This is a genomic window from Pseudidiomarina sp. (assembly GCF_033722695.1).
GTDB lineage: Bacteria > Pseudomonadota > Gammaproteobacteria > Enterobacterales > Alteromonadaceae > Pseudidiomarina.
In genome coordinates this window covers 1-19,752 of the sequence record NZ_JAWVYM010000001.1, presented here as the reverse complement: position 1 = coordinate 19,752, position 19,752 = coordinate 1, and the positions used below count along the sequence as shown (strand labels likewise).

The window sequence follows — 19,752 nt, the reverse complement described above, 5'->3', positions numbered from 1 at the left end:
TGTCGCTCCCTGCATGTTCCGTTAAGAAAATGTCTGGTTAGAGAATTGCCCGATCGATATCGGCCAACAGCCGGCGACCAATGATTACCCGCATAATTTCGTTGGTGCCTTCCAGGATTTGGTGCACCCGGACGTCTCGCACATGGCGCTCCAGCGGATACTCCCGGATATAACCGTAGCCGCCGTGGATTTGCAGCGCTTCGTTACAGACCTCGAATCCAACGTCAGTCGCGAAGCGTTTCGCCATGGCGCAATAAGTGGTTTTATCCGGATCGTTGGAGTCCACTTTAAAGGCCGCTAAGCGAACCATCTGACGCGCAGCAACTAACTCAGTGGCCATATCCGCGAGCTTAAACTCCAGCGCCTGGAACTGGCCAATTTGCTTACCAAACTGCTCACGCTCAAGCAGATAGTCGCGCGCTGTGTTCAGTGCTGCCTGGGCAGTGCCAACGGAACACACGGCGATATTAATACGGCCGCCATCAAGACCCATCATCGCAAATTTAAAGCCCTGCCCCTCCTCGCCCAGCAGGCTGGAAGCAGGAACGCGCACATCTTCAAAGGTGACCAGACGGGTAGGCTGGGCATTCCAGCCCATTTTGTCTTCTTTCTTACCGTAGCTGATGCCTTTGGTGTCCGCTGGTACCGCGAAAGCAGAAATGCCTTTAGGGCCCGCTTCGCCGGTCCGTGCCATCACGACCAGCACGTCAGTCGCACCGGCACCCGAGATAAACATTTTCGAGCCGTTAATGACGTACTCATCGCCATCCCGCTTAGCCGTGGTGCGCAAACTGGCCGCATCTGAGCCTGCACCAGGCTCGGTCAGGCAGTACGAACCCAGCCTCTCGCCCGTTACCAGCTCAGGAACCCACTTTTCAATGGTCTCAGGAGTACCGAACGAGCCGATCATCCAGGTCACCATGTTGTGAATAGTCATCATGGCGGTAGTGGCAGTACAACCCATCGCTAACTGTTCAAAAATCAGCGCCGCATCCAGCCGACTCATGCCAAAACCACCGGCCTCTTCCGGGGTGTACATACCCATAAAACCCATTTCACCGGCCTTACGGAACACCTCAATGGGAAAGTGGGATTCTTCGTCCCACTGCGCCGCATAAGGAGCCATTTCTTTTTCCGCGAACGCGCGGGCGGTATCAACAAATGCTTGCTGGTCGTCTGTCAGATCAAAATTCATCAGCTGGTCACCTTCTGTTACTGCAAGTGAATCGTCATATTCGGGCCATTGGCATCAGCGATATCGCTTTCGAACCAACGCGCGGTAATGGTCTTGGTTTCACTGTAGAAACGAACGCCCTGCTTACCGTAGGCATGCAGATCACCGAAGAATGAGCCTTTCCAGCCAGTGAATGAGAAGAACGGCAGTGGTACCGGAATCGGAATATTAATACCCACCTGGCCTACTTCTACTTCATGCTGGTATTTACGCGCAGCAGCACCGCTGGCAGTAAAGATTGAGGTGCCGTTACCATACGGGTTGGCGTTAACCAAAGTAATGGCTTCTTCCAGTGAGTTCACTTCAGTGGTGCATAGCACCGGACCAAAGATTTCGTTTTTATAGATTTCCATATCGGTGGTTACTTTGCCGAACATAGTCGGCCCCACCCAGTTGCCGTCCGGGAAGCCTTCGACTTCACAGTTACGGCCATCAACCAGCAGTTCGGCGCCTTCTTTCTCGCCCTGGCTGATAAACTGCTCTACCCGTTGCTTGGCCTGCGGGCTGATTAACGGACCATAGGCCGCGCCTTTATCATTCCAGCCGCCTGGCTTCACTTTTTTCAGTTCAGCTGCAATTTCAGGGATCCACTCACGGGCCGCGCCAACAAATACCGCGACCGAAATCGCCATACAACGCTGACCGGCAGCGCCGACTGAAGCACCGACCAGGTTACTGATAACCTGGCTCTTATTGGCGTCAGGCATGATCACGCAGTGGTTTTTCGCACCGGCAAACGCCTGTACCCGCTTCATATTCTCGGTACCGCGGCGATAAATGTACTGGCCAACAGGTACTGAACCAACAAAAGAGATAGCCCGCACTGCCGGCTCATCCAGCAGGAAGTCGACTTGCTCTTTGCCACCGTGAATAACCTGCAACACACCTTTCGGAGCGCCGGCTTCAACAAAGAGTTCGGCCAGACGAGTTGGCGTCTGCGGATCCTGCTCTGATGGTTTCAGGATGAAGGTATTACCGCAGGCGATTGCCAGCGGGAACATCCATAATGGAATCATCGCCGGGAAATTAAACGGGGTAATACCAGCACAGACGCCCAGCGGCTGGGTGTAGCTGTAGCTGTCGATGCCACGGGCTACATTCTCAACGGTTTCACCCATCAACAGTGACGGAATATTGGCGGCGTGCTCGACCACTTCGATACCACGCCAGACATCACCCTTAGCGTCATCAAAAGTTTTGCCGGTTTCACCCGCCAGAATTTCAGCGATTTCATCGTGATGTTCTTTTAATAATGCCTGATAACGCAGCATCACGCGCGCGCGCTCAGAGACCGGGGTTTCTTTCCAGGTCAGAAAAGCTTTTTTAGCGCTGGCTACTGCTTCCTGCATTTCGGCTAAAGTGGTTACCGGAGCCTGAGCGATCACTTCCTGGGTTGCCGGATTCGTCACGTCAATCCACTGCTCGGTGGTCGACTGCTTAAATTCGCCGTCGATAAATATTGGAACTTTCTTGGTCATCTGTCTGTACCTCAATGTTCTGTCTGTAGTGTTCGATAAGAGTTACTTTCAATTATTGCGCATTAGAGCATTACTGCAGAGCCTTTAACATCGACGATTTTGCCTCTATAATGGACAAAATTGCGATCCAGCTTCTGGAAGTTCTTATAATATGAGTCAGCCCTCGTCATGGCCCCTGCCGCCTGGCAGTTCCCGCGTTGTGTTCCCGCTGTCGCTAAGCGAACAGCTGGCGGAGCATCCGCTGACCCGACATCTGTATCCGCTGGCCTACGGTCATTATGTGGATGCCGCCGGGCATCAGGTGCAACGCGAGCATCACACCGATTATCTGTTAATTTTCTGCCACCGTGGCCGAGGCCAGTTTCACACACCCCACGCCAGTGGCGTTTTGCAGGCTGGCCAGTTGCTGCTGCTACCAGCGAACACAGCCCATCAGTATAGCGCGCAAACCGACGACCCCTGGAGCATTTACTGGGTGCATTTTGATGGCATTGCTGCCACCCGCTGCCTGCAATTGCTGGGTTTCACCGCGCAACAACCGGTACTTACTTTAGCACGCTGGCGTCAGCTAATCCCGCCGGTAACCGAGTTACTGAACCTGCAACATCAGCGCTACAGTGTATCCGCTGGTGTGCTCGCGGCAACCTTACTGCAGCGCATTATCGCCGAAGTGCCCCGTTTATCCGATACGGCGCAGGCGCCGACAGGCTTTGACCTGGCCGCCCTTGATCGCTATATGCAGGACAACAGCCATAGTAACCTGGCGCTCCAGGATTTTGCCGCCGTGGCGGGCTTGTCCCGCTATCACTTCAGTAAAAAGTTTAAAGCTGCCACCGGTATCAGCCCGATGCGTTACTTTAATCAGCTGAAAGTGCGGCTGGCCTGCCAGTTGCTGGATACCAGTACTGAGTCGGTCCGCTATATAGCGCAACAGCTCGGTTTTGATGATCCTTACTACTTCTCCCGCTTATTTAAAAAAACCATGGGGGTGTCGCCACAGTTTTATCGCGACAGTCACCATCGCCAACAGGAACCCTGATTATGTGGATACTCTGGACTGTCACTGCCCTCTGGGCCGCCAGCTTCTCGCTCATCGGCGAATTTCTGGCCGGTCAGGTCGACGGTTATATCGCGGTATTCATCCGCATGGTGCTGGCCCTGGCGCTGTTCCTGCCGTTATGGCGTCCGCGCCGGCTGCCTGCCCTACGGCAGCTTCAGCTGGCTGGCATCGGAGCGATACAAATCGGTATTATGTACCTGCTGCTCTACCATGCTTTTCTTTACTTACAGGTCGCTGAAGTCCTGTTGTTTACTATCTTTACGCCGCTTTATATCACTCTTATCGACGATATTATTTTTCAGCGCCGCCATCTGCCGCTGCGCTGGTGGCTGGCCGCGGCACTGGCTGTGCTGGGCGCCGCCGTCATTCGTTTCAATCAGCCCAGTGAAGACTTTATCACCGGCTTTTTGCTGATTCAGGGCGCCAATTTATGTTTTGCCGCCGGGCAGGTTCTGTACAAACGGTTGCCCTTAGGCACTGAACGCCAGCAACTGCACGTATTCGCCTTGTTTTTCATCGGCGCTACCCTGACTACTGGCTTTGCCATGGCCTTGTTTGCTGATTTCTCAATGCAGCCTCAGGGCACACTGCAATGGAGCATCTTGCTGTGGCTTGGGCTGGGCGCTTCCGGTCTCGGTTATCTGGCCTGGAATATCGCCACCAAAAGAGTAAATACCGGCCAGCTCGCCACCATGAACAATATGCTGATCCCGGCTGGCTTGCTGGTTAACTTCGCCTTCTGGGGCCAGCAGGTTGACTGGCTGCGGCTGGCACTAGGTGCAGCCATACTGCTGGTGGCAGTATGGCTGGCTTCGCAGGATCGCCGCTTAAACTAGTTCAACCGCCAGTGCGACTGCTTCACCGCCACCGATACAAAGCGAGGTGATACCACGCTTTTTATTGTGGCGTTGCAGGGCGTGGACCAGAGTTACCAGCAAGCGTGCACCACTGGCGCCGATCGGATGGCCCAGGGCGCAGGCACCACCATGTACGTTCACTTTGCTGTGATCCAGGCCCATTTCTTTCATCGCCAGCATAGTGACCATGGCAAAAGCTTCGTTAATTTCCCACAGATCAACACTGTCCTGCTCCCAGCCGGTGCGCTCAAGCAGTGTACGCATGGCCCCAATCGGCGCGACCGTAAACTCCGCCGGAGCCTGTGAATGAGTGGCATGGCCAACAACCCGCGCCAGTGGCTTCAGGCCTTTGGCTTTGGCATCGCTTTCGCGCATCAGCACCAACGCTGCGGCGCCGTCTGAAATCGAGCTGGAGTTCGCCGCGGTAATGGTGCCTTCTTTAGCAAAGGCCGGACGCAGACTAGGAATTTTATCCGGCATCGCCCGACCAGGGTTCTCGTCAGTATCAACGGTCACATCGCCCTTACGGGTGCTGTAGCTTACCGGCACGATTTCATTATCAAACCCGCCCTCTTCGATAGCGCGCTTGGCGCGGCTCAGCGATTCCATGGCAAACTCATCCATGGCTTCACGGCCCAGACCGTAATCATCAGCCGTGCTTTGCGCATAGCAGCCCATGGCTTTGCCTTCGTAGGCGTCTTCCAGGCCATCAAGCATCATATGATCGAGGATCTGATCATGGCCCATACGGATGCCGGTGCGCGCTTTCTTCAGCAAATAAGGGGCATTGGACATACTTTCCATGCCGCCGGCTATCACCGCATCGGCAGAACCAGCATGCAGTAAATCATGTGCCAGCATCACGGTTTTCAGGCCAGAGCCGCAGACCTTATTAAGGGTGGTTGCGCCAACTTTGCGCGGCAGACCGGCAAACAGACTAGCCTGGCGCGCAGGTGCCTGGCCCAGGCCGGCTGGCAATACATTGCCCATAATGACTTCACTGATATCGTCACCCTGCAGGCCACTTTCCTGTAAGGCTGCTTTAATGGCTTCGGCACCAAGCTCCGTTGCTTTAACGCTACTCAGATTGCCCTGAAAGCCACCCATGGGCGTACGTTTTGCGGCCACAATCACTACTGCGTCATTCGACTTCATTCATCCTCCTGCGAAAGGTCGTGGGAGCACCACCCTTCTTACCTTTACGTTAACGTCAACTTGATTTAAGCTTAACGCCCTCATAAGCCAAAATGCAAGTACAAATGAACGATCTCACAACCTACAGCATTGGCGAACTGGCACGGGAATTTGACATTACCACCCGCAGTATTCGCTTTTACGAAGACCAGGGCCTGCTGACGCCTGGCAGACAAGGCCAGACACGGCTTTATACCAATAAAGACCGGGTCCGTCTGAAGCTCATACTGCGTGGTAAACGGCTGGGCTTCTCGTTGGCAGAAACCAAACGGCTATTTGACCTGTATGACATGGAAAATAGCAGCGTCCGTCAGTTGCATACAGTTTTAGAGCTGATCGACGACAAAAAACTTTCGCTGAAGCAGCAACTTGAAGACATCAAAGTATTACTCGTTGAGCTGGGTAATCTGGAAGAACGCTGTCGCGATGAGCTGGCCGAGATGAATCAGACACAAGCATTAGCGGCGAGCAACGCCGAATCCATTCAGGAGAAGTTATGATTAGTCAGTACACTACCTTTAATTTTGGTCTGGGTGAAACCGCCGAAATGATCCGTGAAACCGTCAACGCTTTCGCCCGCGATGAGATTGCGCCACGCGCCGCTGAAATTGATGAAAGCAATAACTTCCCGGCCGATCTGTGGCAAAAATTTGGTGAGCTCGGACTGCTGGGCATGACCGTTGAAGAAGAATACGGTGGCTCCGGCTTAGGTTACCTGGAACACGTGGTGGCCATGGAAGAGATCAGCCGCGCTTCAGCGTCAGTCGGACTCAGCTATGGCGCTCATTCGAACCTCTGTGTCAATCAGATTGCCCGTAATGGCACCCATGAACAAAAAGCTAAGTACCTGCCGAAGCTGTGCTCCGGCGAGCACGTTGGCGCACTGGCGATGAGTGAGCCGAACGCGGGCTCTGACGTGGTTAGCATGAAACTGCGCGCTGAGCGTGACGGCGACGATTTCATTCTGAATGGTAACAAGATGTGGATCACCAACGGCCCTGAAGCCGATGTGCTGGTGGTCTATGCTAAAACCAGCCCGGATAAAAACTCCCGCGGTATCACGGCCTTTATTATTGAACGTGATTTCGCTGGTTTCAGCACCGCACAAAAACTCGATAAGCTGGGCATGCGCGGCTCCAACACCTGCGAACTGGTATTTGAGAACTGCCGGGTTCCGGCCGCAAATATTCTGGGCGAACTCGATGGCGGCGTAACCGTTCTGATGAGCGGCCTGGATTACGAGCGCGCGGTACTGGCAGCTGGCCCACTGGGCATTATGCAGGCGTGTCTGGATGTCACCGTACCTTATGTTCATGATCGCAAACAGTTTGGCCAGGCCATCGGCAACTTCCAGCTGGTGCAGGGTAAGTTAGCTGACATGTATACCCGTACTAACGCGGCCCGTGCTTATGTATATGCGGTAGCGCAGTCGTGCGATCGCGGTGAAACCACCCGCAAAGACGCTGCCGGTGCTATCCTGTTCTCAGCGGAACTGGCAACCCAGTTGGCGCTGGACGCTATCCAGCTGCTGGGCGGTAACGGTTACATTAACGAATATCCGACCGGCCGCTTACTACGTGACGCCAAACTCTATGAAATTGGCGCCGGGACATCAGAAATTCGTCGCATGCTGATCGGCCGCGAGCTGTTCAGTGAATCTGTGTAATCAGGGAGTACGAGCGTGACGGTACTAACCAGTGCAATTAATCCAAAAGACGAAACCTTTATTGCCAATACCCGGTCGATGCAAAAGGTTGTCGATGACCTGTCTGCCAAAGTCAACCAGATCCAGCAAGGTGGCGGCCCTAAATATCAGGAGCGCCACCTGTCTCGCGGTAAATTATTACCCCGCCAGCGTATTGAAAAGCTGCTCGACAGCGGCTCGCCGTTTCTGGAAATAGGCCAGTTCGCGGCCTGGGAGTGTTACGAAGACTACGTACCTGCGGCTGGTGTCGTAGCGGGTATCGGCACCGTCGAAGGTGTACAGTGCATGATCGTCGCCAACGATGCCACGGTTAAAGGCGGTACGTATTATCCGTTGACGGTGAAGAAGCACCTGCGCGCCCAGGAAATCGCCGAACGTTGCCACCTGCCCTGCATTTACCTGGTGGATTCAGGCGGGGCCAACCTGCCCCGTCAGGACGAAGTATTCCCGGATCGTGATCATTTTGGCCGGATCTTCTTTAATCAGGCCAATATGTCTGCCAAAGGCATCCCCCAAATCGCCGTGGTGATGGGCTTATGTACCGCTGGTGGTGCCTATGTACCGGCAATGGCTGATGAAAGTGTGATCGTCAAAGAACAAGGCACCATTTTCCTGGCCGGTCCACCGCTGGTGAAAGCGGCTACCGGTGAAGAAGTCAGCGCCGAAGAGCTTGGCGGCGCCGACGTGCATACCCGGATCTCGGGCGTCGCCGACCATTTTGCCCTGAACGATGAACACGCCCTGGCGCTGGCCCGCCGCTCGATAGCGCGCCTCAATTACCGCAGTGCCAACGCGGTAACCCAGCAGGAAGTGAAACCGCCGCGTTATGACGCCGCCGAAATTTACGGTATTGTCGGCACCGACCTGCGCAAGCCTTATGACGTGCATGAGGTCATTGCGCGCGTGGTCGACGACTCGGATTTCGACGAATTCAAACAAAATTACGGCACCACCCTGGTAACGGGTTTTGCCCGGATCCATGGCTATCCCGTGGGTATCGTCGCCAATAACGGCATTTTGTTTTCCGAATCCGCGCAAAAAGGCGCGCACTTTATTGAGCTTTGTGCGCAGCGCAAGATCCCGCTGGTGTTTTTACAGAACATCACCGGCTTTATGGTCGGTAAAAAATACGAAGCTGAAGGTATCGCTAAACACGGCGCCAAAATGGTAACCGCAGTCAGTTGCGCTAAGGTACCGAAGTTTACGGTACTGATTGGCGGCAGTTATGGTGCCGGTAACTACGGTATGTGCGGGCGCGCCTATGATCCGACCCTGATGTTTATGTGGCCCAACGCCCGCATCTCGGTAATGGGTGGTGAGCAGGCTGCCGGCGTGATGGCGCAGGTGACGAAAGACAACCTGGCGCGCAAAGGCGAAACCATGAGTGCGGAAGATGAGCGCAAACTGAAACAGCCTATCGTCGAGCAGTATGAGAAACAGGGCCATCCCTACTACGCCTCAGCGCGCTTGTGGGATGACGGCATCATTGATCCGGCGCAGACCCGTGACGTACTGGGCCTGAGCCTGGCCGCAGCGAACAACGCCCCGATCGAGGACACGCGTTTTGGCGTGTTCCGGATGTAAGGAGAGCTCATGAGCTATCGTTTTATTGAACTGAGCGTGACCGACCAGGTCGCCTGGTTAACCATGAATCGGCCTGACGTACACAACGCCTTTGACGATCACATGATCAGCGAGTTAATCGACGCACTGACCAGCGTGGAAAATGACGAACAGGCTCGGGTGCTGGTGCTGCGCTCAAAGGGTAATAACTTTTCGGCGGGTGCAGATCTCAGCTGGATGCGCTCGATGGCAGATAAAAACTACGACGAGAACGTCGCTGATGCCACTGAGCTGTCGCGCCTGATGCAACGTCTCGATGAACTCAGTAAACCAAGCATCGCGCTGGTTCAGGGCGCCGCTTTCGGCGGTGCCGTGGGCCTTGCCGCCTGCTGCGATATAACCCTGGCCGAACCGGGTGCCAGCTTTTGCCTGAGCGAAGTCAGAATTGGCCTGATCCCTGCGGTCATCAGCCCGTACGTGATGCGGGCTATGGGCCCACGCCAGTCGCGTCGCTATATGCTTACGGCAGAACGCTTCGATGCCTCAGTTGCCCAACAGTTTGGCCTGGTCCATGACGTAGTCGACGATTTAGAACAAGCCGCACAGCGCCTGATCAAGCAGTTCCTGGCTAACAGCCCGGCAGCGGTCAGCGCCGCCAAGCAGCTGGTTAAAGAGCTCGACCAACAGCCGCTGAACGAACAAAGCCGCCGCCTTACCATTGAGCGAATTGCTGAAATTCGGGTATCAGACGAGGGTCAGGAAGGTCTAAGCGCCTTTTTAGAGAAACGAACGCCTAACTGGAAACAAGGATAAGCAATGTTACAGAAATTGCTGATTGCCAACCGCGGTGAAATTGCCTGCCGCATCATTCGTACTGCCAAAGCACTGGGCATACGCACTGTAGCCGTTTATTCCGATGCCGACCGTCAGGCCCAGCACGTTAAACTGGCCGACGAGAGTATCCATATCGGCCCGGCGCCAAGCGCCGAAAGCTACCTGGTTATCGATAAAATTATCGCCGCCGCCAAAACCACCGGCGCTGACGCCATTCACCCGGGCTACGGCTTTTTATCCGAAAACGAAGCCTTCGCCGATGCCTGCGCCAGCAACAATATTATTTTCGTTGGCCCACCGGTAAGCGCCATTGCAGCTATGGGCTCTAAAAGTGCCGCCAAGGCCATTATGAGCGATGCCGGCGTGCCGCTGGTTCCGGGTTACCATGGCACCGAGCAAAGCGAAGAAAAGTTACTCGAAGAATCCCGCAAGATCGGCTTCCCGGTGCTGCTCAAAGCCGCCTATGGTGGCGGTGGTAAAGGCATGCGCGTGGTCGAGTCAGAGCAACACTTCCACGATGCCCTGCAATCAGCCCGGCGCGAAGCCCAGGCTTCTTTCAGCAACGACAAAATGCTGGTAGAGAAATACATCGGCAACCCGCGCCATGTTGAAATCCAGGTGTTCTGTGACGAGCATGGTAACGGCGTTTACCTGTCAGAGCGCGACTGCTCAGTGCAGCGGCGCCACCAGAAAGTTGTCGAAGAGGCGCCCGCTCCGTCGCTCAGCAGCAGTACCCGCGCCGCTATGGGTGACGCCGCCGTGCGCGCTGCCCAAGCCATCGACTATGTCGGTGCCGGTACCGTCGAATTCCTGCTCGATACCGACAACAAATTCTATTTCATGGAAATGAATACCCGCCTGCAAGTGGAGCATCCGGTTACTGAAATGATCACCGGGCAGGACCTGGTCGCCTGGCAATTAACTATTGCCAGCGGCGAACCCCTGCCGTTAGCCCAGGATCAGATCGAAGTAAACGGCCACTCGTTTGAAGCCCGTATTTATGCCGAAGATCCGGCCAACGAATTCCTGCCCAGTACCGGTACCTTGCACGTACTGCGTACCCCGGCAACCAGCCCGGCGCTGCGCATCGACAGTGGCGTAATTGAAGGCGATGAAGTCAGCGCCTATTACGATCCTATGGTCGCTAAGCTGATCGTTTGGGGCGAGAACCGCACCGTGGCGCTACGGCGCCTGATTCAGGCACTGAATGACTATCGTATTGCCGGCGTGCGCACCAATATTGACTTTTTGCGTCGTATCGCCAGCCATCCGCAGTTCCAGCGCGCTGAGCTCACGACCCGCTTTATTGAAAAATACGAAGCGGATCTGTTCCCCGATACCACCGACCTGATCAATGACTATGCGGTGATGGCCGCGCTGGCTGAGCAACTGACTGAACAGCAGTCAGCCAGCAGCTCGCCATGGCAACAGTTGCGCGGTCTGCGACTGAATGAGCCAGCCCGTTTCGGATTAGAGCTGCAACATCAGGACGAGCTATTGACCGTTGCCCTGCAGGGCGCCAGTAAAAACGGCTCAACCGGCTGGAAGCAAGAAGGTGAAGACACCTTCTGGCAGGCCGAACTCGATGAAGACTTATTAAGGGTTACCCGCGACGGCCACCAGTTCAGTGTCTATGTGCTTCGCACCGACACTGATATCACTGTATTCAGCGAATACGCCAGCATGCGTTTCACCCGGCATAAAATTGCCGACACCCTGCAGCAGGAAACCGCCGCCGGCACCCTGACCGCGCCAATGAACGGCACCGTAGTGGATGTGCTGGTCAAAGCTGGTGACGAAGTCACGGCCGATCAGCCGCTGGTGGTGATGGAAGCCATGAAGATGGAATATACCATCCGGGCGCCACGCGACGGCGTAATCGCGCAGGTCTATTATAAAGCTGGCGAACTGGTCAGTGACGGCGCAGAACTGCTCAGCCTGGAAGATGAATAGGAGCCAACCATGGCACTACCCAAACAGGTAAAAATTGTTGAAGTGGGTCCGCGGGATGGTCTGCAAAATGAACAGGCCGTGTCGCTGACTGCTAAAGTTGCACTGGTGAATGCCCTGACCGATGCCGGGCTAAGCTATATCGAAACCGGCGCTTTTGTGAGCCCCAAATGGGTACCGCAAATGGCCGACAGCGGTGACGTGTTTAACCGTATTGAGCGTAAACCCGGTGTCACATATGCCGCCCTTACCCCTAACCTGAAGGGGTTTGAGGCAGCAATCGCCGCCGGCGCTGACGAAGTGGCTGTGTTTGGCGCTGCGTCAGAAGCCTTCAGCCAGAAAAACATCAACTGCAGTATTGCGGAAAGCCTGGAGCGGTTTGCGCCGCTTATCGCCGCCGCCCGCGAACAAAATATCCGGGTGCGCGGTTATGTGAGTTGCGTACTCGGTTGCCCTTATCAGGGCGAGGTGGCCATCAGTGACGTTGTACGCGTCGCTGCTGAGCTCTATCGCATGGGGTGCTATGAGATATCCCTGGGCGATACTATTGGCGTAGGCACCCCGCTACACGCCCAGAATATGCTCAAGGCCGTTGCCGAAGAGGTTCCGATCGAGCATCTGGCACTGCATTTTCATAATACCTACGGCCAGGCGCTCGCTAATATCGCGGCTTGTCTGCCGCTGGGGGTCGCGACTATTGATACCGCCGTTGCTGGCCTCGGTGGTTGCCCATACGCCCGTGGCGCCAGCGGCAACCTGGCTACCGAAGATCTGGTCTATATGCTGCAGGGAATGGGTATAGAAACCGGCGTCGACCTGCACAAACTCATCCACGCCGGCGACCAGATTTGCACGCATCTGAACCATAGCCCGCGCTCGCAGGTCGCTCTGGCTGAACTGGCAAAACAGGAAACCTAATTATGTCGGACTCTTTACTTTGGCAACCTGATGCAGACAGGATTGCTGCCGCGCGCATGACGGATTTTCTGCAGCAGGTCAACCGCGACTTCAAACTGGCGCTGGCAAATTACGATGAGTTACATCAGTGGTCCGTGGATCAGCACGCTGACTTCTGGGCCTACCTGTGGGATTACTTTGATGTCATTGGCGAGCGCGGTGAGCGGATCGTGCTTGATGCGGACCAGCTCCCCGGTGCCACCTGGTTCCCTGATGCAAAACTTAACTTTGCCGAAAATTTGCTGCGCCATAAAGACAATCAGATCGCGCTAATCTTCCGCGGCGAAAACGGCGAGCGCCAGCAATTAACTTATGCTGAGCTTTACGCTGAAACAGCCGCTCTGGCTGCCGCCATGCGCGCCCGAGGCATTGTCGCCGGCGACCGCATCGCCGGTATGTTACCCAACTGCATCGAAGCCATTATCGCGATGCTGGCAACCACCAGCATTGGCGCCGTCTGGTCCAGTTGCTCCCCGGATTTCGGCGTACAAGGCGTGGTTGACCGCTTCGGCCAGATTGAGCCCAGGTTACTCTTTACCGTCGATGGCTACTTCTACAACGGTAAACAACTGGATATTAGTGACAAAGTGTCGGCCATCCGCGCTGAGCTCAACACGCTGGAACATACAGTGGTCATCCCCTTTGCTCAGCTCGAGCAACAACCTGATGAAAACAGCAGTCGCTGGGATGACTACCTTGATCGTAGTGCCACGTCCATTGATTTTACCCAGATGGGATTCAACGACCCGCTTTATATCATGTACAGCTCAGGCACCACCGGGGTGCCTAAGTGTATCGTGCACGGTATCGGAGGCACCCTGCTGCAACACCTGAAAGAGCATGGACTGCATACCGATCTGGATCGCGACGATGTGCTGTTCTACTTCACCACCTGCGGCTGGATGATGTGGAACTGGCTGGCGTCGGGTCTGGCTAGCGGCGCTGCCCTGGTGCTGTTCGACGGCTCGCCTTTTCATCCCGAGCCCAAAGTATTGTGGGATATTGCCGACCAAGAGCAGATCAGTGTTTTTGGTACCAGTGCGAAATACCTGTCAGCGCTTGAAAAAGCCGACTATAAGCCGGGTGCTCATCACGACCTGACCGCGCTGCGGGCCATTCTGACAACCGGCTCAGTGCTGGCACCGGAAAGCTTTGATTTTGTTTACCGGCATATCAAAAATAATGTCTGTCTGTCGTCGATCTCCGGCGGCACCGATATTGTTTCCTGTTTTGCCCTTGGCTGCCCTATTCTGCCGGTCTATCGCGGCGAACTACAATGCCGTGGCCTCGGCCTGGATGTGCAGATATATAACGAAGACGGCGAGCCGGTGACCGGCGAGAAAGGCGAACTGGTGTGCCGCAATAGCTTTCCCTGCATGCCAATCGGCTTCTGGAACGATGACGATGGCCAGCGCTACTACAATGCCTATTTCGCCCGTTTCGATAACACCTGGGCTCATGGTGATTACGCCGAGCTGACCGACCATAACGGCGTGATTATTTATGGTCGTTCAGACGCAGTACTTAACCCGGGTGGCGTGCGCATCGGTACCGCTGAAATCTATCGTCAGGTAGAAAAAATTGACGCTGTGCTTGAGAGTATCGCCGTTGGCCAAACCCAGGGCGATGACGAGCGGGTTGTGCTGTTTGTGCGCCTGCGCGAAGGCCATGAGCTTGATGACGAGCTAAAGCAGGAGATCCGTAAGGTTATCCGCTCTAACACCAGCCCCCGCCATGTACCCGCTGTGATTGCTCAGGTCGAGGATATCCCGCGGACCATCAGTGGCAAGATCGTTGAACTTGCGGTCCGTCAGGTTATTCACGGCGAGACGGTTAAAAATACCGATGCCCTGGCCAATCCGGAAGCGCTGAAACACTTCCGCGATCGCGCTGAACTGAAGTTGTGACGACGACCCGATGGACAGGGTGATGCGGCGTAGCAAAGTGTTAGCAGCCATCTTCTTTGTGGGGGTGGCGCTGACCTTGGGTAGTAGCCGGATTCTGCTGTCCGTTGAACAAGACCAGATCCAACAGCGGTTACACCAGGATGTACGGCAACTGGAAGTTCAGGTGCGGCAGTTCTTGCTGACGTATTTATTCGCCAGCGAATGGATTGTCCGTGAACTGAAACACAGTCCGGTGCCCCTGCAACAGCGCTGGTCCACCGAGGCGCAGGCTTTACTTGAGTTCTATCCGGCAATCCGTCATGTACTCTGGCTGGATCAAGAATTTAAGATTAGATTTTCTACCAGTGCTGACACGGCCAACAGCTATTTCCGCCCCGAATTTGATAACCAGCAGTTACGCGCAGAGCTGGAGCGGAATACTAGCGGCCGGGTTCTCACCAGTGACGCCGGTAGCCTGTCACCAAACGAGGATGACATTGTCATTGTTGGCCAGGTGCAGCAGACCATTGAAAACGGTTACTTCGCGGTAGTCGTGGATCTGGATTCATTTCTTGATCGGCTCATTCGTACGCAGATCACCGAAGGTTATCAGCTGGAGATTCGCGATCGAGACCGGCTGATCTTCCAGTTCGCCGGTGAATCGACCCTGCGCGACAGCTGGTCAGTCACTCAGCCACTGAATATCCTCGACAACCAGTGGCAAATTATCCTCTGGCCGACCGAGTTCCGGCTTGAGGCCATGTATTCGGCTGCCATTCGCCTGGTATTCTGGGGCGGGGTCAGTTTAACCCTGTGCGCCATGCTGATTGGCTGGCGGCTGTTACGTCATCGTGAAGCCAACGACGCCCTGCGCCGGCATACCCGCGAATTAGAACGCAAACAACAAAACCTTCGCGCTACCGAGCAGCAGCTTGCCTATTTATCGGAACGGGATGAATTAACCGGCATAGCCAACCGCAATGCAGTACTGCGTTATCTTGATGATAATCTGCCCCGCCTGGAGCAACAGCAAGGGCAACTGGCCGCCTTTCACATTAAGATTGATCGTTTCGGTGAGCTCAATCGCACTCTGGGCCACCAGATTGGTGATGATGTGTTAAAGCGGGTGGCCCACCGGCTGAAAAAGCTTTGTCCTGAGAAGGGTCTGGTGGCACGGATAAGCGGCGATAACTTTGCACTACTCATACCAGATATGAAACAGTCACAACAGGCAGAGAACTACGCCCGTTCTATTATCGACAGTATTCAGCAACAGATTTTTACCAATCAACAGGAGGTTCATTGTTCGGTCTCCATAGGCATTGCATTTGCCAGTGCCGCCGGATTTAACGGTGAAACCTTAATTGTCCATGCCAGTACTGCCCTGAACCACGCCAAGCAGCAGGGATTCTATGCCGTAAGCCTGTATAACAGTGCCCAACAGCAAAAATTAGAACAACGTCTTGAACTGATGGCCAAACTTCGCCATGCAGTGGATCATAATCGCGTTGAGGTACACTACCAGCCGATATTTGACTTACGCACAGGCTTAATAGTGGCTACCGAAGCTTTGCTAAGGCTACGCATGGACGATGACTCCTTGGTTGAGCCGGAAGCCTTCTTGCCGGTAATAGGTAATGCGGGGCTCATGAGCAGCCTGACCGAAGCCATTATCAAAACAGCTTTTCAACAGTTGCGGGAATGGCATAAACAAGGCAATAAACAGCTTTCCGTAGCGCTCAACCTGTCTACCCGGCAACTGGCTCTGCCCTGTTTGCCTGAGTTGTTATCAGAATACATTAAGCGCCATCAGTTACCCGCCGACCGGGTGCAACTCGAGATCTCCGACGCCGATTATTTACAGCTTTGCCAATTTCGCCATGCGCGTTTTCAGCAGCTCAGTAAAACCGGCATCAGGCTCAGTATTCATCATTCCGGCGTCACCCAGGATTCCCTCAAAATACTGACTGACTGTCCGCCGCACATGATGAAAGTCGGCGGCGAGCTGGTTGCATCCTTGCCAACGGACCAAACGCGCAGCAAACTGGTTGAAATGCTAATCGCCTTGGCTCAGCATTTACAGTTACCTCTGGTTGCCGTCGGCGTTGAGAACCAACAGCAAGTCGATTTTTTACTACAGCGCGACTGCGCGCTGGCCCAGGGCTTTTATTTATCCCGACCACTGACTGCGCAGCAGTTGAGTGCAAAATTAGTTTCCCCCAGGTCGGAATTCGAATCTGAAGATAAGTTTTTATAGTGCAGGAGAACCCTATGCAACGCGAAAGTATGGAATTTGACGTAGTCATCGTTGGCGCCGGCCCCGCGGGCCTGGCAACCGCCTGCAGACTGGCCCAACTGGCCCGGGATAACGAGCAGGAGCTGATGATTTGCGTGGTCGAAAAAGGCTCTGAAGTCGGTGCGCACATATTATCAGGCGCGGTGTTTGAAACCCGCTCACTCGACGAACTCTTCCCCGACTGGAAAGAGCTCGGTGCACCATTAAAGACTGAAGTTACCGAAGATCAGATCTTTTATTTCAAAGATGGCGAGTCATCCACCCGCTTACCCGGATTTATGGTGCCTAAGACCTTTCATAATAAGGGTAACTACATTACCAGCATGGGCAACCTGTGCCGCTGGCTGGCTGAGCAGGCCGAAGCCCTGGGCGTTGAGATCTTCCCCGGCTTTCCGGCCGCTGACATCATCATGGACGACGGCCGTGTAGCGGGCATCGTGACCGGTGACATGGGCGTTGGTGCAGATGGCGAGAACAAGGGTAGCTTTGAACCCGGCATGGAACTGCGGGCGAAATATACGGTATTCGCCGAAGGCAGCCGGGGCCATCTGGGCAAACGCTTGCAGCAAGAGTTCAAACTCATTGAAGAGCGTTCACCTCAGCACTACGCGCTGGGCTTTAAAGAGATCTGGGATATTCCCGCCGAACAGCACCAGCCAGGGCTGGTGGTGCATAGCGCCGGTTGGCCTCTGACTGATGACAGTACTGGTGGCGGCTACCTTTACCATGCTGAAGACGGGCAGGTTTATGTTGGCCTGATTGTCGATTTAAACTACAAAGACCCTTACCTGAACCCCTTTGGCGAATTTCAGCGCTTTAAAACGCACCCGGAAATTGCCAAAACACTGAAAGATGGTAAGCGGGTCACCTATGGCGCGCGGGCCATTACCAAAGGTGGTTTCTATTCATTGCCGAAAATGGTGTTCCCTGGCGGCGTGCTGGCGGGCTGTAATGCCGGCACCCTGAACTTTGCCAAGATCAAAGGCAACCACACCGCAATGAAATCGGGGATGCTCGCCGCTGAGTCCATCTATGCAGCGCTGCAGCAGGATAACGTGCCTGCCGAACTGCCAGATTTCGAGCAACGCTTTAAGGATTCATGGCTATATAATGAGCTGTACCGGTCGCGCAACTTCGGCCCGGCGATTCACAAGCTCGGAACCTGGCTCGGTGGAGCTTATAACACCATCGATCAGAATATATTTGGTGGTCGCCTACCCTTTACCTTAAAAGATGAAACGCCGGACTATGCCAATACCGGCAAAGCGGCAGACTATAAGCCTAAAGAATATCCGAAGCCCGACAATAAACTGGTTTTTGACCGCCTCTCATCGGTTTATTTGTCTAATACCAACCACGAAGAAGATCAGCCATGCCATCTTGTTCTAAAAGACAAAGACATTCCGCTGGGCGTGAATCTGCCAGAATACGGAGAGCCTGCTCAGCGTTATTGCCCGGCCGGTGTTTATGAAGTTGTTGAGGTAGATGGCAAAGCGGAATTTAAAATAAACGCGCAGAACTGCATCCACTGTAAAACCTGCGATATTAAAGACCCGTCCCAAAATATTACCTGGGTAACGCCAGAAGGTGGCGGTGGTCCGAATTATCCTAATATGTAAAAGGTTTTTATTTGCTATACTAATTTTGTAATATTAGTTTGTAAGATGCAGCTGACAAAAGATTAATATTGTCACCTTTCATCTTATACTATTTAATAGAGCGGCAAATTAACACCTAGTGGAATTAAATTATGAGTGAATTTTTAAATATTTTAACTCACGGACGACGTCTTAAAGCTGCGACTAAGGAACTAAGCGTGGCACAACTGGAAGAAGTCAGTAACAAACTTGATAAAGTCATTGCCGTACGCCGCGAAGAAGAAGCCCAGCAGCGGCAACAGGAAGCTGCCAAACAACGCAAGATTGACGAGCTGCGTCAGGCAATGACGGAAGCCGGCATCGGCGTTGAAGACTTAGTTGGTGAAGCTGCACTGGCCGCAACACCTAAAACTCGCCGGAAACGCGCTCCGAAGCCACCTAAGTATGCAATTATTGATGCCAACGGTGAGCGCATCACCTGGACTGGCCAGGGCCGTATGCCCAATGCATTGAAAGCCGCTATTGTGCGCGGTGAAAGTATTGATAATTACTTAATTAAATAACAAAGAATATACTTTAAAATAAAGAGCCCGCAATATTTAGCGGGCTCTTTTTTATTTAAATTAAAATCAACAATTAGTCTTTAATTTCGATCCGGATTTCTCCGATACCGGTTTCTATTTCCACCCGGGCGTTACCTGAACCTTGTGCCTGGCTGTTCGAACTAATAAAAGCTCGTTCACTCTGGCTATTATCAAGACCAGTAATGCGGGTTTCACCAATGCCAACTTCTGCATCAACTGATTTAACGTCACCATAGACAGTTAAATCAACTTCGCCAATTCCCAGTTGCACGGATAAATCCGTCGCATAAAGCTCGCCTTCTATTTCACCAACACCCAGTTCGGTTGTTACTGCAGCAAGCCGCGGTAAAGTAATATCCCAGTCCAGCTGAATATCATCCTGCTCCGGCACTTCAAGCCGCAGCTTATCGCCGCGCTGCTCAGCCACTAACTCAACTTTATCCAGTAAACCGTCTTTCCAGAAGCTATCCTCGTCAGCTGTGGCGCGCAGCTTAACAATAACTTCGTTACTGTCATGGCGGTGGAAATGAATGGTGCCTACGCCTGACTCAACGTA

General features: G+C 54.0%; 16 protein-coding genes. 12 read left to right on the top strand and 4 right to left on the bottom strand.

Annotation, left to right across the window (positions count from 1 at the left end; all coding sequences use genetic code 11):
• Positions 1–37 precede the first annotated feature (37 nt).
• Both R3196_RS00080 and R3196_RS00075 read right to left on the bottom strand, forming a co-directional pair.
• Complete coding sequence (locus tag R3196_RS00080; protein WP_318934566.1) at positions 38–1,195, bottom strand: acyl-CoA dehydrogenase family protein; 1,158 nt, start codon at positions 1,193–1,195, stop codon at positions 38–40.
• Between the two features lie 17 nt (positions 1,196–1,212).
• Positions 1,213–2,712: a CoA-acylating methylmalonate-semialdehyde dehydrogenase gene (locus tag R3196_RS00075; protein WP_318934565.1), complete on the bottom strand. Its 1,500-nt coding sequence runs from the start codon at positions 2,710–2,712 to the stop codon at positions 1,213–1,215.
• Between the two features lie 151 nt (positions 2,713–2,863).
• Between R3196_RS00075 and R3196_RS00070 the strand changes: the two genes are divergently transcribed.
• Both R3196_RS00070 and R3196_RS00065 read left to right on the top strand, forming a co-directional pair.
• Entirely contained in the window at positions 2,864–3,751 is an 888-nt protein-coding gene (locus R3196_RS00070) for a helix-turn-helix transcriptional regulator (RefSeq protein ID WP_318934564.1), read from the top strand.
• A 2-nt stretch (positions 3,752–3,753) separates the two neighbouring features.
• The gene (locus tag R3196_RS00065) at positions 3,754–4,608 is read left to right on the top strand and encodes an EamA family transporter (protein ID WP_318934563.1); all 855 of its coding nucleotides are present in this window, start codon (positions 3,754–3,756) and stop codon (positions 4,606–4,608) included.
• Here the strand turns inward: R3196_RS00065 and R3196_RS00060 are convergent.
• Positions 4,600–5,784, bottom strand: a complete 1,185-nt coding sequence (locus R3196_RS00060; protein WP_318934562.1) for an acetyl-CoA C-acyltransferase — start codon at positions 5,782–5,784, stop codon at positions 4,600–4,602. The two genes, R3196_RS00065 and R3196_RS00060, sit on opposite strands and share 9 nt — an antisense overlap.
• 104 nt (positions 5,785–5,888) lie before the next feature.
• Between R3196_RS00060 and R3196_RS00055 the strand changes: the two genes are divergently transcribed.
• From R3196_RS00055 to R3196_RS00010, 10 genes are all read left to right on the top strand, one after another.
• Positions 5,889–6,323, top strand: a complete 435-nt coding sequence (locus R3196_RS00055) for a MerR family DNA-binding transcriptional regulator (protein WP_318934561.1) — start codon at positions 5,889–5,891, stop codon at positions 6,321–6,323.
• On the top strand, positions 6,320–7,489 hold the full coding sequence (locus R3196_RS00050) for an isovaleryl-CoA dehydrogenase (RefSeq protein ID WP_318934560.1): 1,170 nt from the start codon (positions 6,320–6,322) through the stop codon (positions 7,487–7,489). The genes R3196_RS00055 and R3196_RS00050 overlap by 4 nt, the downstream gene beginning before the upstream one ends.
• 15 nt (positions 7,490–7,504) lie before the next feature.
• A complete protein-coding gene (locus R3196_RS00045; RefSeq protein WP_318934559.1) occupies positions 7,505–9,112 on the top strand; it encodes a carboxyl transferase domain-containing protein in 1,608 nt (535 codons plus the stop codon).
• Positions 9,113–9,121: 9 nt separating this feature from the next.
• The gene (locus R3196_RS00040) at positions 9,122–9,904 is read left to right on the top strand and encodes an enoyl-CoA hydratase-related protein (protein ID WP_318934558.1); all 783 of its coding nucleotides are present in this window, start codon (positions 9,122–9,124) and stop codon (positions 9,902–9,904) included.
• 3 nt (positions 9,905–9,907) lie between these two features.
• Positions 9,908–11,878 carry an acetyl-CoA carboxylase biotin carboxylase subunit gene (accC, locus tag R3196_RS00035; protein ID WP_318934557.1) on the top strand — a complete coding sequence of 657 codons (1,971 nt, stop codon included), beginning with the start codon at positions 9,908–9,910 and terminating at the stop codon, positions 11,876–11,878.
• A gap of 9 nt (positions 11,879–11,887) precedes the next feature.
• On the top strand, positions 11,888–12,793 hold the full coding sequence (locus R3196_RS00030) for a hydroxymethylglutaryl-CoA lyase (protein WP_318934556.1): 906 nt from the start codon (positions 11,888–11,890) through the stop codon (positions 12,791–12,793).
• 2 nt (positions 12,794–12,795) lie between these two features.
• Entirely contained in the window at positions 12,796–14,739 is a 1,944-nt protein-coding gene (locus tag R3196_RS00025) for an acetoacetate--CoA ligase (RefSeq protein WP_318934555.1), read from the top strand.
• Between the two features lie 22 nt (positions 14,740–14,761).
• The gene (locus tag R3196_RS00020) at positions 14,762–16,975 is read left to right on the top strand and encodes a putative bifunctional diguanylate cyclase/phosphodiesterase (RefSeq protein WP_318934554.1); all 2,214 of its coding nucleotides are present in this window, start codon (positions 14,762–14,764) and stop codon (positions 16,973–16,975) included.
• A gap of 14 nt (positions 16,976–16,989) precedes the next feature.
• On the top strand, positions 16,990–18,633 hold the full coding sequence (locus R3196_RS00015) for an electron transfer flavoprotein-ubiquinone oxidoreductase (protein WP_318934553.1): 1,644 nt from the start codon (positions 16,990–16,992) through the stop codon (positions 18,631–18,633).
• Between the two features lie 131 nt (positions 18,634–18,764).
• Positions 18,765–19,175, top strand: a complete 411-nt coding sequence (locus tag R3196_RS00010; RefSeq protein ID WP_318934552.1) for an H-NS family nucleoid-associated regulatory protein — start codon at positions 18,765–18,767, stop codon at positions 19,173–19,175.
• A 73-nt stretch (positions 19,176–19,248) separates the two neighbouring features.
• Here R3196_RS00010 and R3196_RS00005 read toward each other — a convergent pair.
• A partial coding sequence (locus R3196_RS00005; protein WP_318934551.1) for a hypothetical protein occupies positions 19,249–19,752 on the bottom strand: 504 nt, incomplete at its 5' end.